This window comes from Virgibacillus ihumii (assembly GCF_902726655.1).
GTDB lineage: Bacteria > Bacillota > Bacilli > Bacillales > Amphibacillaceae > Lentibacillus > Lentibacillus ihumii.
The window spans coordinates 1490928-1505065 of the sequence record NZ_CACVAN010000001.1; the positions used below are offsets into that span (position 1 = coordinate 1490928).

Consider the following 14138-nt stretch of genomic DNA (forward strand, 5'->3'; position numbering starts at 1 on the left):
ATGATCCGAAAAAAACAATACGTGTTAACGGCTTGCATTGGCACATTACTGATTTTTTACGGACTGATTCTTCCATCCTTTCTGAATGACTGGTCGGAATTAATTACCACTAATATCCAGACCAGCATTATCGATCATGACAGTGGATTACTCCTGATTACTTCTTTTATTTATATCGCTAAATACATGCTGACCTTTTATCTGATCTATTTCGGTTCCATGCTTATTTTACAGCCCTTTCGGAAAAAGTTGACAACCTTGTCATGGTCCTTTGCCTACATTGGTACTGTCTTGCTGAGTTTAACAATCTTTAATCAAATTTATTTAGAGCACTTTTCATATTTGGGGTATTTCCTGACAATCGGCATCATTATTTTCCTGCTGCAATATATACCAAAGCATAAACATTTTTATTTTATTTTTTCCATTATATTATTTCTGGTTCTGCTGGCTGTACAGTGGATGCAGCTTATTCCGGCACTGACGGGATTTGGAGCCGGTTCGAATGATTTGGCGGCAAGCATTAAAATTGCTGACAGTTATCTCACAGGAAACAACTTGTTCAACACTTTGGCAACCGTCTTTTTCAGTGTGTTTCTAACAATTGCAATTTCCGTTACATTGCTGAGTCACCTTTTTAATAAACAGATTGATACATTGCGGAAATTTCAGGTTCAGGGAGAGGTATTGCAGAAAACACGCTCCGCACTTGTCGACTCTAAAGTTCATGAGGAAGTAAATATGCTGGTTCACGATTTGAAAACACCACTGGTTACGGTCGAAGGGTTAATCTCACTCATTCAGATGAAAATGCAGGCAAAAAATGACCATTCACTGAAAAATTATGTCAACAGAATTGATCGTTCCATTTCAAAGATGAAGGACATGATTTCCGAAATTCTTCATGATCAAATGAAACAGAAGTTATCTGTCAAAGAATTGCTCGAGTATGTAACAAGCCACCTTAATATGAATGAGCAGCAGGTAGAATTAATTATCGATCTGGATGAAAGTTTACCGTATATTGTTGTGAACAAAATCCGTTTTTCCAGGGCGATCTCCAACATACTGGAAAATGCCATCCATTCATTCGACGGAAAAGCAGGATATATCCACATCACTGTCAAAAGTATAGATACAAGAATTTTAATAAGAATCCAGGATAATGGACCTGGTATCGATTCGGCCCATTTGAAGGAAATCTGGAAAGAAGGATTCAGTACCAGAAATTCATCCGGATTGGGACTTTCATTTGTGAAACGCGTCATAGAAAACCATCATGGCACAATTGACATCAAAAGTATTCCTGGAAACCATACACAACTGAATATTAAATTACCTATCAGTAAAGCAGGTGAAAATACCGATGAGTATTACCATATTAATAGTTGATGATAATGAAGACATTCGCTTCACACTCACAGAGATTTGCAAATCGGCTGACTGGGACGTCGTCGAAGGAAGCACCGGAAAAGAGGGGGCGGAATTATTCGAAAAGATGCAGCCTGACCTTGTTCTGCTTGACTATCATATGCCGGATTGGGATGGATTAAAAGCAACGAAAGAACTGCGCAACATTGACGAAAATACGCCAATCATTATTTTAACAGTTGATGAACGACAGGAAATTGCCAACACATTTTTGCAGGCGGGGGCCACCGACTTTGCCCTCAAACCAATTAAAGCACCTGATCTTATTTCACGGATCCGCATTAATTTAAAAATCGCCAGGCTGACAGCCGAAAAAGAGAATGTTTTTGTTGAAAAAGGTATACGGAAAACTACCTTGAACTCGATTAAAAATTATCTTGTACATCAGGATGCTCCGTCATCGATTAAGGAAATTCAACAGGCATTGCCCATTGCCTACCAGACAGTCCACCGGTATTTATACTATCTTGAAAACCAGGGGGAAGTCGAAATCATTTCACAATACGGTAAACAGGGCCGTCCGACAAATACGTATAAACTTGTTTGACAGCAGGTTTATATTATCACGGAAAGGGAATGATGGAGAATGTGATTTTTGTGCGGAATTTGTTGAACGTTTTTGTTTGACCTTTTTTGACCTATTAGTTATGATGAAACTATCCAAAAAATAACTGGATTATTTTAAGATGAAATAAGGAGGACCCTACGTTATGAATTTAATACCTACAGTCATTGAACAGACAAACCGTGGAGAACGCGCATATGATATTTACTCACGTCTATTAAAAGACCGCATTATTATGCTGGGCAGCGGTATCGATGACAATGTTTCCAATTCCATTGTTGCACAATTGCTTTTCCTGGCAGCAGAAGATCCTGATAAGGATATTTCCCTGTACATCAACTCTCCGGGTGGCTCGATTACAGCCGGTATGGCAATTTACGACACGATGCAATTCATTGAACCTGACGTATCAACCATTTGCACAGGTATGGCAGCATCAATGGGGGCATTCCTGCTTGCCGCCGGTGAAAAAGGAAAACGATATGCACTGCCAAACAGTGAAGTAATGATTCACCAGCCATTAGGCGGTACACAAGGCCAAGCAACAGATATTGAAATCCATGCAAAACGTATCATTCAAATGCGTGAAAAAATCAACCAGATTCTATCTGAGCGCACCGGTCAGCCAATGGAAGTAATCGACCGTGATACAGACCGGGATAATTTCATGACTGCCGAAAAATCAGTGGAATACGGCTTGATTGATAAAATCCTGACCAACAATAAAGAAAAGAAATAATGTTATGTTTCAGAGGCTATTCCGTTTTGGGATAGCCTTTTTAATGTACAGCGATAATTTTCTTCTGTGGGCCACTGTACCATCAATATATCCAATCTTTCTGTCGATAAATTCGATCCTCTCCCGTTACATATAATGATCTGAAACCAAAATAAAAATGCCTCTTCACGTCAGAGACATTTTTAATCATTCACACAAAATTCAGTTAAGCTGTCGAGTGCTCGTTCTTCATCGGAACCTTCCGCCATTAGTGTAATTGTTTCGCCAGTAGTTACCGCCAAACTCATCAACCCCATAATGCTTTTGGCATTGACACGTTTTCCATCCTTTTCGAGAAATATATGTGATGCAAATTTGTTTGCTTCCTGTACAAACATTGCTGCCGGTCTTGCCTGAAGCCCACTTTCCAGTTCAACTTTAACTGATTTCTCAATCAATCTCCTCATCCTTTCTTGCTGAAATCGTTTACAGATTATATTAAAAATCCGGCTGCCATCCAAATATAATATAATGGTAGCCTTTTATCATATAATAATGAATTCGAATTTAATTAACGCTAGTATATCATTAGAAAACTTGATTGTCACCAAGCCTTTAGATGACGACCTTAGTTGCACTTATGCAGTAAGAAAGTATTTATACTTTTTTAACTGCTAAAGAAAAATTTTTCGTAATACGCCAGCCTATTTGTATTTCAAAGATTTTGTGTCAAATTGGATTTTATCGGCAAATTCATCTATCTTTTTCAGACGGTGATTGACACCCGACTTGGATATTTTTCCGGTGGATACAAGTTCACCGAGTTCCTTCAGGGAAACATCCTGATGTTTAACACGCAACTCAGCAATTTCCTGCAGTTTTTCCGGTAATGCTTCAAGTCCGACAGTCCGCTCAATCAGCTTAATATTCTCAATTTGCCGGAATGCCGCTCCAATTGTTTTGTTCAAATTTGCTGTCTCACAATTTACCAGCCGGTTTACAGAATTCCGCATGTCACGAACAATCCGTACATCCTCAAATTTAAATAACGCGTTATGTGCACCAATGATGCTCAGAAACTCCGTAATTTTCTCCGCTTCCTTCAAATATGTGATATAGCCTTTTTTCCGTTCCAGTTTTCGTGCACGCAGATCAAACTTGTTCAATAGATTACACAAAGCATTATTATGTTCCTCATATGCATTAAAAATTTCCAGATGATAGGACGATGTCTCCGGATTATTAATGGAGCCTCCTGCCAGAAACGCTCCCCGCAGGTAAGATTTTTGACAACACGATTTTTTCAAATACTGTTTGGAAATCGTCCGTACAAACGTGTGCGGCTGCTGCAAAATTTCCAGCTTTGTCAAAAGGTTTTCTACACCTTCTTTTATACGTACGATGTACACATTATTTTTCTTCAGCTTCATTTTTTTTCGAACAAGTAATTCAACTGGCAAATCATACAGATTCTTGATTAATGTATAAATGCGGCGGGCAATCGCAGCATTTTCCGTTTGTACATCCAATGTGTATTTTCGCTGTGACATAGATATTACGCCATTCATTCGAATAAGTGCTGACAGTTCCGCGTATTGACAGCAAGTATCCGTTTCGATCCCGGTAAGTTCTTTTTTTATTTCCGATGCAAATGACAAGTTGCCACCCCCTTCTGTCAAACCATTATTGCTCAATAATCGAATAAAGCAGTTTTGCTATTTTATGTGTATCATGCCTGAGTGTCGATTTGGAATGATTGATGATGTCTCCTTCAATAATCTGGAGCCCCATCTCCAATAACCGGTCTGTATCATAGACAACCGGTTCAGCATTTTCCTCTGCATACACATCCCGGACACTTTTATTAATTGGTTCATTATGCACAATAATCGAGTCAACCGCTTCATTACCTATGTGGTTACAGATCGCCTGCACATGGTCTGATGCTGTATAGTCGGTTGTCTCCCCCGCTTGGGTCATGACATTACAGACATATACTACTTTTCCATTTGTACGCTGCAGTGCCTGATCTACTTGCGGTATAATCAAATTTGACAAAATACTTGTGTATAAGCTGCCAGGTGCGATTACAACCAAATCCGCATTTCTGATTGCTTTCAACGCATTCGGAAACGGCTGCACAGGCTGAGGGCTTAAAAATACACGCTCAATCCGTTTATTGGCTAACGGAATTTTTGACTCACCGGAAATAATCGAGCCGTCTGCCATTTCTGCATGCAGGGACATATTTTCGTTGGAAATAGGATAAATTTTACCCTTCACATTCAATACCCGGGAAATTTCCTTTATTCCGTTATAAAAGTCACCGGTAACTGATGTCATCGCAGCCAGCAATAAATTTCCCATTGAATGGCCGGACAAACCATTTCCTGAGGCAAACCGATGTTGAAAAAGTTCCAGGAGCATTGGTTCAGCATCTGATAAAGCAGCAATCACATTACGAATATCACCAGGTGCCGGAATTGCCATTTCATTGCGGAGCCTGCCGGTACTTCCGCCATCATCTGCCACTGTCACAAGTGCAGTAAGATGAATCGGTAAATTTTTCAATCCCCTTAGCAGTACTGGCATGCCTGTACCCCCACCGATTACGACAACCCTGGGTTTACCGTTGTTCTGCATTATAAATGTCCCTTTCTTTTGTCAATATCACGATGTGTTACATGGGTAATGTAGTTTGCCGACAGCTGCTTGGCAAAATATTCAGCAAGTGCGACTGACCGGTGTTGACCGCCCGTACAGCCGATTGCCACTACCAGTTGTGATTTACCTTCTTTTTTATATTGCGGCAGCATAAACTGAAGCATATCTAGAACCTTCTCGTTAAACTTCTGGGTGTCAGACCATTTAAACACATAAGAGGACACCTCTGGATTCAGCCCGGTCAAAGGCTGCATATGCGGCACATAATGTGGATTTGGTAAAAAACGCACATCAAATACAAGATCGGCATCAATCGGTATGCCGTACTTAAATCCAAATGAAACGGTATGAACAGAGAAAATTTCCTGCTTGTCTTCTGTATATGCCTTGAGGATTTTATCCCGCAGTTCCCTCGGCTTCAAATTAGTCGTATCGATAATCCGCTGCGCACGTCCCCTTAGTTCATCTAGAATATGACGCTCCTGCTGAATCCCATTGAGCGGCAGACCGCCCACCGCAAGTGGATGTGCGCGTCTTGTTTCTTTATATCTTGTAACAAGTGCTTCATCCTTCGCATCCAGAAACAAAATATGTTCATGAAGCCAGCTTTCTTCACCCAAAATGTCAAGCGCTTCGAACAATGAATCAAAAAACTCGCGGCCGCGCAGATCCATCACTAACGCCACTTTGTGGATATTATTGGTTGAATCGCGCATTAATTCCAGAAACTTGGGAAGTAATGCCGGGGGAAGATTATCAACACAGTAATACCCCAAATCCTCAAAACTCTGTACTGCAACCGTTTTTCCAGCACCGGACATTCCTGTTATAACGACCAATTTTGTTTCCTGTTCACTTGCTGCCATCATGTTTCCCCCTCCCTAAAACTACTGGTCCAAATGATACTCAATCAGATCATAGTTCTCCGTATAAACAAATGACCCGTACAGCAATTCATCAGATGATAATACATGGTGGAATATTTTCCGGTCTCCTTCCGCCATTGGAATGTTGCCGATTTCTTCAAATGGAATCCATTCCAGCTCTCCTTCATTGCAATAATCGGTCAATTCACCGGAGAATTCCCTGCATACAAACGTAAACATCATCCATTCCTGAACCAATGCAATATCATTGTATACTGTAAAGGTAAATACACTGGCAAGTTCAGGGTTTTTCAGTCTTAAATCAGTTTCTTCCCAAAATTCTCTGATCACCGACCCTTTAATTGATTCACCCTGTTCCATCTTGCCGCCGGGTATTGCATACCAGCCCCGACGCGGTTTTTTTAACAGTAAAATATGATTATTATTTATTAATATGCAATTCGTTACACGCTGCATTCCTGTTTCACCTCTCATTGAAGAGGGATTATTCACCATCATTACTATTATATTAAAAATCTTGGCTTATCGCCAATCTTTAAACCCAAAGTCTTCGATGCGAAAATATCTGCTTTCTTTTTGCATGAAATCAGTTTGAGTTCGACACCTTTGGACAAGACAAAAAAATCAAAACCACCAGTGTGAACTGGTGGTTTGCTCTGCGGCTGAAAGCCTCTATTACCGGCCTCGGCCTAAAAGGCCCACTGAATGGTTTTCCCTTTTGCACCACACTCACTCGCTGATTCTAAAAGAATCCCTTATTTCTTTTTATTTTTCTTCCCCGTGAAAGGGTCGTATTCTTCAAATAAAGTTAACTGATCGCTCATATAGTCTTCTCTGAGCTGATTCCGTATATATTCTTGAATTTGATTTCTATTCCTTCCCACCGTATCTACAAAGAAGCCTCGACACCAGAATTTGCGGTTGCCATATCTATATTTTAAATTGGCGTGACGGTCAAAAATCATTAAACTACTTTTCCCTTTTAAATATCCCATAAATTGGGACACACCCAACTTTGGTGGTATACTGACTAACATATGAATGTGATCTTTGCATGCATTTGCTTCATGGATTTCAACATTTTTTCTTTCGCAAAGCTCCCTTATTATTTCTCCTATACTTTTTTTATATTTTCCATATATAATTTGCCTTCTATATTTTGGTGCAAAAACAAGATGATACTTACATCTCCACTGGGTATGTGCTAAACTATTCTTGTCCTTCATTGGACATGCCTCCCTATATGGCGAGATTTGGTGGTCGGGAAACCAACCTTATCTTACCATGAAGAGAGGCATTTTTTTGATCCCACGCTGGAAGCTCTCTGGAACCCCCGGCATAGCCAGGGGTTTTCAAAGACATCAAAAAGATGCAGGTGAAATAACATTCACCTGCACAAGAACTAATTTATTTATTAAAAGGGGGTCAATTAGTTAATTATATTATACCCAAACTTTATTGCATGCGTGTTACAACAGGGTTAAAAAGCAATTACTTTCTGAATAAATTCAGTTTTTCAATAACATAATCACGATTTGGCGGCCTTCAACTCTTCCATCAGGTTCTCAATATATTTCTGTGCGTTTTCAGCTGCTATACTGCCATCTCCGGTTGCTGTCACAATTTGTCGCAGCGTTTTATCCCGAATATCTCCGGCAGCATAAATGCCTGGGATCGATGTCTCCATATTTTCATTTGTCGGAATGTATCCTTCTTCATTCGTAATTCCAAGTGATTTAAACGGCTCACTAAGCGGAACCATTCCAATATAGATGAAAACCCCGTCAATTGGTTTTTCCATCTCCTCACCTGTTTTATTATTGAACAAGGATACACTGCTGACTTTTCCATCTGGGCCGTTGATAGTTTTCGCTTCTGTGTCCCAGATAAATTCAATTTTCTCATTGTCAAACGCACGATCCTGGATAATTTTTTGCGCACGCAGCTTATCACGACGATGTACAACCGTCACTTTATCAGCAAAGCGTGTTAAATATATTCCTTCTTCAACAGCAGAGTCTCCACCACCAATGACGAAAAGATTTTTTTCTTTAAAAAATGCACCATCACAAACAGCACAATAAGATACACCACGTCCGCCCAGTTCTTCTTCACCAGGAATACCGAGTTTCTTATATTGTGCACCGGTAGTTATAATGAGCACCCGTGTATTATATTCTTTTGACCCGGCAATAACGGTTTTGTAATCACCATAATCAACAACATCTTTTATATCACCATACGCATATTCCGCGCCGAATTTTTTTGCATGCTCAAACATTTTATTGGATAAATCCGGTCCCAGTACATGGTCGAAACCGGGGAAATTTTCAACATCTTCCGTATTGGCCATTTGACCGCCCGGAATCCCACGTTCAATCATCAGGGTATCCAAGTTTGCCCTTGATGCATAAACTGCAGCGGTCATTCCAGCAGGGCCTGCACCTGCTATAATTACATCATACATACGCTCTTCGGACATGATTCTCAGTCCTTTCTTTAACAATTATTCAAACCACATTCATCGTATTAAAATTACCGAATGAAGTCTACTTTTCTGCTTGATTATACCCAAGGACCATCCTGATCGGATAATCCCGGATGCCGCTTACATCCTTCCTCCCACAATGAAAGTGCTTTGGATGGTTCGCCAAGCCGGTAAGCAGCAATACTGTAGTACTTGTAATAGGATAAGTAATTTTTGGCCGTACTTTTATTTAAGCGGCGAAATCTTGTATAAGCTTCCTGATACCTTTCCGTTCTCGCAAAGGTGATGGCAATCCGCAGCTGCAGCTGTTCATGAAGCGGATATACATTTTCCAGTGCCTGAATATGGCGTTGGTATTTCGTTATATTTCCCAATTCATACGAAAATATAGCAAGATTTATATGACTGTACAAGGAATCCGCATCCTGTTCCAGCAACTCCGATTCCATCGCAACTGCGTCTTCCTCGTATCCGGAATAGAATAATGCCTGCGAATAGTCATGATTTACTAACGGATGACCTGGAAACAGTTTAATCATATCTTCAAGTAATGGAAGGGCCTTCTCCCAATCATCGTTTTCCATATGATAAAAAACGGTCTCCTGATAAACAAGAAGCTCATCTTCCTCATCATTCAGCCATTCATCATCTTCATCAATATCAACCATTTCAATCAGCTGTTCTGCCGCTTCCTGAAACTCGCCATCCGGTTCGTTATCAAGATAGGATTTGGCATACTTTTTAGCGTCATTCAACAGACCAAGATGTGCATAATTATTTGCCAGCAAATAATAACAATCTGTGTAATCACTGCCGGACGATTCCAGAACTTTTGTCAACAATTGATTTGCCGTATGGTACGCACCAATTTCTGTATAAATAATGGACATCTGACACTGATAAAGCGGGTCGTCGGGTGCCATTTCAATTGCTTTCCGCAGCCATTTAATAGCCCCTTCGAACTTCCGCTTTTGGAACGCTTCAACACCTTTTTGAAAATAAAAATCGCCTTCCGGAATAAGAGGGAAAACATTCTCCTGTTGCTGATATGTTTTATTCTGATGCATGTTTATCCCCCTTAACTCGATTTATATCGACAAAAGTATATCATAAATACTGGAACAATCATACATGAAAAACAAAAAGTGTGTGTACATTTTATGATGATTTTTACTTAGTATTAGTTTACCCGTAATCACGATATTTTGTGCAGAAGTAATTTAAATTGATTTAAGCAGGATTTTTACAAAATTTGTCGAATATATAAATTAAACTTTTATAAAGAGGTGATTCCACTGTTGAATGATTTTAGATCAAAAACTTATGATTTACTTATTCTAGAAGCAATTTTGCGGAGGATTCAGGAAAAATACTGGTTTAACGAAAAGAAAAGGCCGGGTATGACGGCGAAAGAAATGTAGACTATGCTCTTTCCACCTTTCCCCGGGATAATTTTGTTATTATACGGGGCCTGCGACTGAAAAATCCCCCATTTCACTTCCAGATTGATACTCTTATCCTGTCCATAAATTTTTTCCTGATTCTCGAGACTAAAAACGTTATGGGAACACTGCAGTATGATTCGAAACAGAAGCAATTAACACAAGTGGTTGATGGAAAGATCAAGGCTTACAAAGATCCGATCATGCAGGCAGAAGCCCAGAAGTTGCATTTGCAAACGTGGTTCCAGCAGTTTGGAATTACTGGCATTCCAATTGAAACCCTCGTTGTGATAGCTTATCCATCCACTATAATCGAAAATATTCATCAGGATCCAATTGCATATGAGAAAATCATCCACACTGCCAGCCTGCACCAGCGCATTCAAATGATCGAAAACAAATACCAACGGGCTGTCCTGAATAATTCCACCATTAGAAAGATTGCCTCGATCATCCACCAAAAAAATGATCCACTCCGTACCGATGTCCGTGGAAAATTGAATATCCAGGATCATCACCTAGTCAAAGGCGTTATTTGCAAGAAGTGCCATTTCTGTCCGATGGAACGGACATATCATGGCTGGACTTGTCCCCGCTGTAATGCAAGTGATTCAAAAGCGCACATACAAGACATTCTTGATTACTTCCTACTGTATGGGGATACGATTACTAATAAACAATGCTGAAATTATTTAAAAATCGACTCATCCATAACTTGCAACTCTCTGTTGAAATCCATGAACCTTGAGGTAATCGGAAATACTAGCTCACGAAAATATCTCTCCCCGAGTCTGACAGGTTTTCCACAAAAGTCTTACATTCCGAAAAAGGTAACGAAATATATACAGCAACAACATTCTGAAGGCTACTATTGATTCCCGAACTATGGGTCGTTGTGCAAACTCCTGAAGTTGTGCCTTCATCTGTCGAATGTGATGGGTTGAATCTTGAAGTTAGACTTCAAACTCTCGAATGTGCAGGGCTAACTCTTGAAGTTAGGCTTCAAACTCTCGAATATGCCAGACTAACTTTCGAAGTTGGGCTTCAAACTCTCGAATATGCCAGGCTAACTTTCGAGGTTATGCTTCAAACTCTCTCGAATATGCAGAGCTAACTCTTGAAGCTGTACCTTCATCTCTTAAAGATGAAAAATCCTAAATTTTAATCAACAAATCCTCCCCCGGTTAAATCATGATATACTATACCTTGGAATTATTCATAAACTGGGGAGTATGATTATGACAAAGTATAAAATTGATATGGTTGGCGGAGAGAATGAGTCCCTGCCCGGGATTTCCCTTACAATTGAAGGTACGAATCCGGCTGTTGTACATAGTGATTCCGAAATGCAGGGGCAGCTTATTAGCAGGCTACAACAAAACAGGGATGTAACTATTTTTGATATGGGCGAGGGGTTATACGAACGATTGACTGTAGAACAAAATGTCTCCTTTTTCCATAAATGGTTCGGATGCAGTAAGCCGCTTCCGGAGATCCTGGTCATGTTTGAACTGCACCGTTCCGCCAGCCATCCACTTAAAACATGTTCAGTTTCAGAATTGCGGCGCGTTTATTTTGCCAAACAATATATGATGTCTGCAGCTCTTATCGTTTTCCGGGAACCAATTCAGGGAGTTAACCTGTTGACCATAAATACGTTTATGAATATGCTGCAGGAACTGGTTGGCGATCGAACACCGGTACTTATCCTGGTTTCAAACATGGAGCATGCGATTTTGCTCAGTAATTCTCCATACAGTCTGCGCGACCACGGGTTACATAAGGTCCAGATGGAAACCGAGGAGATGGATGTTGTTGAAGATAATTCATCTGCATCTCCATCGGTAAAAAAATTATTCAAAGTTCCTGCAAAGATTGATGATAAGGTTATATTATTTGACCCACCGGAAATCGATTATATTGAAAGTCAGGATGGAAAGTCCCAAATTGTAATCAATAATGAATCATATACGATGGATTCCACATTAGCTGAAATTGAGAAACGGCTGGAATTTTACGGTTTTTACCGATGTCACCGTTCCTACGTTGTAAATCTGCAAAAAGTACGTGAGATCATAACCTGGTCAAAAAATACATATTCACTTCGCATTAACAATAAAAGTCAATCGACTATCCCACTTTCACGGACAAAGGTGCAGGAGATCCAGCATATTTTTAACCTGAAATAAGTACATTTTGCCAAAACACCATTGCATTCAATATCAAAACGGTACAATTCATCGCAAAAAGCATGTAATAAACTGTCCAGCGTATAATTTTTCAATGCGATATTGGTACATTTCAGCTTTTCTGTGACTCATTTCACCGTATTATTGCTGCAATTACAGGCATTTCAGGATAATATGAATCCAGACACGAACAAGGAGGTATTACAGTGGAAAATGTGATTGAAGCAGACCATTTACACAAAAATTTCGGACAGAAATCCGCCATTAATGATTTAAGTTTCCATGTCCGAAAAGGGGAAATTTTTGGATTGCTTGGACCGAGTGGATCCGGTAAAACAACGACCATCAAAATTTTAACCGGAGAACTGAACAAAACGGATGGAGATATTTCCGTTTTAGGTGAACCGTCATCGGAATTTAATTCATCACACTTCAAATCAAAAATTGGCATTCTGTCAGATAACAGCGCTTTATATGAACGGCTGTCAGTCTATGACAATCTGAAACTATTCTGCAAACTGTACCATGCACCACTTGAACAAATTGATGCGATTTTGCAGGATGTAAACATGGAAGAGGAACGAACCAAAACTGTTTCAAAGTTATCAAAAGGCATGAAACAGCGTATTCTGCTTGCCAAGGCACTTATTCATAAACCTGCGCTTGTTTTTCTGGATGAGCCGACTTCAGCGCTTGATCCGGGAAATATGGCACAAATCCATCGGGGGCTTCAAGCACTCAACGAAGCCGGTACGACCATTTTTTTAACCACGCATAACATGGAGGAAGCTACTGAATTGTGTGATCGGGTCGCCTTTTTAAACAATGGAAAACTGCAGGAGCTGGATGAACCGGAAGCACTTCGCCATAAATATTCGACTCATGCTTTTCATGTGGAAACAATTGATGGTGAAAAGTTAATCATCGAAAATATCCCCGAAAATGCGGATCAGATCAGAACTCTAATTACGGATAAGCAAATCCGGTCTATGCATACTGATAAGCCTACGCTCGGGCAGATCTTTTTGAAAGTAACCGGAAAGGAGCTTGTATAATGAATGTTCAGCGTATCCAGGCAATTTTTGAAAAAGATATTAAAGATTTTATGAAAAATATGATGTTGTTAATGATGCCTGTTATTTCAGTTATCCTGGCATTATTGTACTCCCGTCTTGGTGGTGAAGAGCAACTTCCACTGTTTATGCTGTACGTAATTGTTGGCGTAGTATTTTCGACGGTAACATCTACTGCTATGATGACGATGATAGCGGAGGAAAACGAAAAGAGAACGTTACGCGGACTTATCCTGTCACCCGCGTCATTTATTGATATTCTGGTGGGAAAAAGCCTTGTAACAGGGTTGGTGACAATGATTACATTGGTCATTTCACTCCTGATTGTCGGAATTGAACCATTTCTGACAATTAAACCAATTATAGGTCTGGCACTTTTATTCCTATTCTTTTTATTCCTCAGAATTGGGATTGGACTTTTTGCAAAGACCGTCGCATCTACATCTGCATACATGATGCCAGTGATGTTCTTATTCGGATTCACGCCAATGTTTACAATGCTGGGGATTGACGAAGACAGTATTATAACAAAAATGATTGAAGTATTCCCGCTCCCACAGTTGATTAAGATGCATGAAACAGAGTCATGGCTGCCATTGGGAATCGTCCTGACTTGGCTGCTTGCTGCAGCGCTCTTTATGTACGTTTGCTTCAGGAAAACCAGAACAGATGATTAAATGG

The 14138-nt window shown here is 40.0% G+C and carries 14 protein-coding genes and 1 pseudogene; 7 read left to right on the forward strand and 8 right to left on the reverse strand.

Going from position 1 to position 14138, the window contains the following annotated elements; genetic code table 11:
- The 3 genes from HUX68_RS07490 to clpP all read left to right on the forward strand — a co-directional run bounded on the left by HUX68_RS07490 (nucleotide 1) and on the right by clpP (nucleotide 2735).
- Complete coding sequence (locus HUX68_RS07490; protein WP_174614243.1) at nucleotides 1-1392, forward strand: HAMP domain-containing sensor histidine kinase; 1392 nt, start codon at nucleotides 1-3, stop codon at nucleotides 1390-1392.
- Nucleotides 1367-1978, forward strand: a complete 612-nt coding sequence (locus HUX68_RS07495) for a response regulator (protein WP_217424790.1) — start codon at nucleotides 1367-1369, stop codon at nucleotides 1976-1978. The genes HUX68_RS07490 and HUX68_RS07495 overlap by 26 nt, the downstream gene beginning before the upstream one ends.
- A gap of 163 nt (nucleotides 1979-2141) precedes the next feature.
- Complete coding sequence (clpP, locus tag HUX68_RS07500) at nucleotides 2142-2735, forward strand: ATP-dependent Clp endopeptidase proteolytic subunit ClpP (protein ID WP_174614244.1); 594 nt, start codon at nucleotides 2142-2144, stop codon at nucleotides 2733-2735.
- Nucleotides 2736-2917: 182 nt separating this feature from the next.
- Here clpP and HUX68_RS07505 read toward each other — a convergent pair whose 3' ends face one another.
- The 8 genes from HUX68_RS07505 to HUX68_RS07540 all read right to left on the reverse strand — a co-directional run bounded on the left by HUX68_RS07505 (nucleotide 2918) and on the right by HUX68_RS07540 (nucleotide 9820).
- On the reverse strand, nucleotides 2918-3172 hold the full coding sequence (locus HUX68_RS07505) for an HPr family phosphocarrier protein (RefSeq protein WP_174614245.1): 255 nt from the start codon (nucleotides 3170-3172) through the stop codon (nucleotides 2918-2920).
- A 246-nt stretch (nucleotides 3173-3418) separates the two neighbouring features.
- Nucleotides 3419-4372, reverse strand: coding sequence for a DNA-binding protein WhiA (gene whiA, locus HUX68_RS07510; RefSeq protein WP_174614246.1), 954 nt, complete (start codon nucleotides 4370-4372; stop codon nucleotides 3419-3421).
- Nucleotides 4373-4397: 25 nt separating this feature from the next.
- On the reverse strand, nucleotides 4398-5357 hold the full coding sequence (locus tag HUX68_RS07515) for a gluconeogenesis factor YvcK family protein (protein ID WP_174614247.1): 960 nt from the start codon (nucleotides 5355-5357) through the stop codon (nucleotides 4398-4400).
- A complete protein-coding gene (gene rapZ, locus HUX68_RS07520; RefSeq protein WP_174616379.1) occupies nucleotides 5357-6244 on the reverse strand; it encodes an RNase adapter RapZ in 888 nt (295 codons plus the stop codon). Before rapZ ends, HUX68_RS07515 begins: the two co-directional genes overlap by 1 nt.
- A 21-nt stretch (nucleotides 6245-6265) precedes the next feature.
- On the reverse strand, nucleotides 6266-6721 hold the full coding sequence (locus HUX68_RS07525; protein WP_174614248.1) for an 8-oxo-dGTP diphosphatase: 456 nt from the start codon (nucleotides 6719-6721) through the stop codon (nucleotides 6266-6268).
- A 299-nt stretch (nucleotides 6722-7020) separates the two neighbouring features.
- On the reverse strand, nucleotides 7021-7491 hold the full coding sequence (gene tnpA / locus HUX68_RS07530; protein ID WP_174613099.1) for an IS200/IS605 family transposase: 471 nt from the start codon (nucleotides 7489-7491) through the stop codon (nucleotides 7021-7023).
- 302 nt (nucleotides 7492-7793) lie between these two features.
- Nucleotides 7794-8747 (reverse strand): thioredoxin-disulfide reductase, encoded by a 954-nt coding sequence (trxB, locus tag HUX68_RS07535; RefSeq protein WP_174614249.1) that lies wholly within the window; start codon nucleotides 8745-8747, stop codon nucleotides 7794-7796.
- 83 nt (nucleotides 8748-8830) lie between these two features.
- Nucleotides 8831-9820 carry a tetratricopeptide repeat protein gene (locus HUX68_RS07540; protein ID WP_174614250.1) on the reverse strand — a complete coding sequence of 330 codons (990 nt, stop codon included), beginning with the start codon at nucleotides 9818-9820 and terminating at the stop codon, nucleotides 8831-8833.
- A gap of 386 nt (nucleotides 9821-10206) precedes the next feature.
- Between HUX68_RS07540 and HUX68_RS07545 the strand changes: the two are divergent.
- The 4 genes and pseudogenes from HUX68_RS07545 to HUX68_RS07560 all read left to right on the forward strand — a co-directional run.
- A pseudogene (locus HUX68_RS07545) lies at nucleotides 10207-10881 on the forward strand (nuclease-related domain-containing protein); the annotation flags it as partial.
- A gap of 552 nt (nucleotides 10882-11433) precedes the next feature.
- Nucleotides 11434-12384, forward strand: coding sequence for a LytTR family transcriptional regulator DNA-binding domain-containing protein (locus HUX68_RS07550; protein WP_174614251.1), 951 nt, complete (start codon nucleotides 11434-11436; stop codon nucleotides 12382-12384).
- Nucleotides 12385-12590: 206 nt separating this feature from the next.
- Entirely contained in the window at nucleotides 12591-13439 is an 849-nt protein-coding gene (locus tag HUX68_RS07555) for an ABC transporter ATP-binding protein (RefSeq protein WP_174614252.1), read from the forward strand.
- The gene (locus tag HUX68_RS07560) at nucleotides 13439-14134 is read left to right on the forward strand and encodes an ABC transporter permease (RefSeq protein WP_174614253.1); all 696 of its coding nucleotides are present in this window, start codon (nucleotides 13439-13441) and stop codon (nucleotides 14132-14134) included. The genes HUX68_RS07555 and HUX68_RS07560 overlap by 1 nt, the downstream gene beginning before the upstream one ends.
- The last annotated feature ends 4 nt before the right edge of the window (nucleotides 14135-14138 follow it).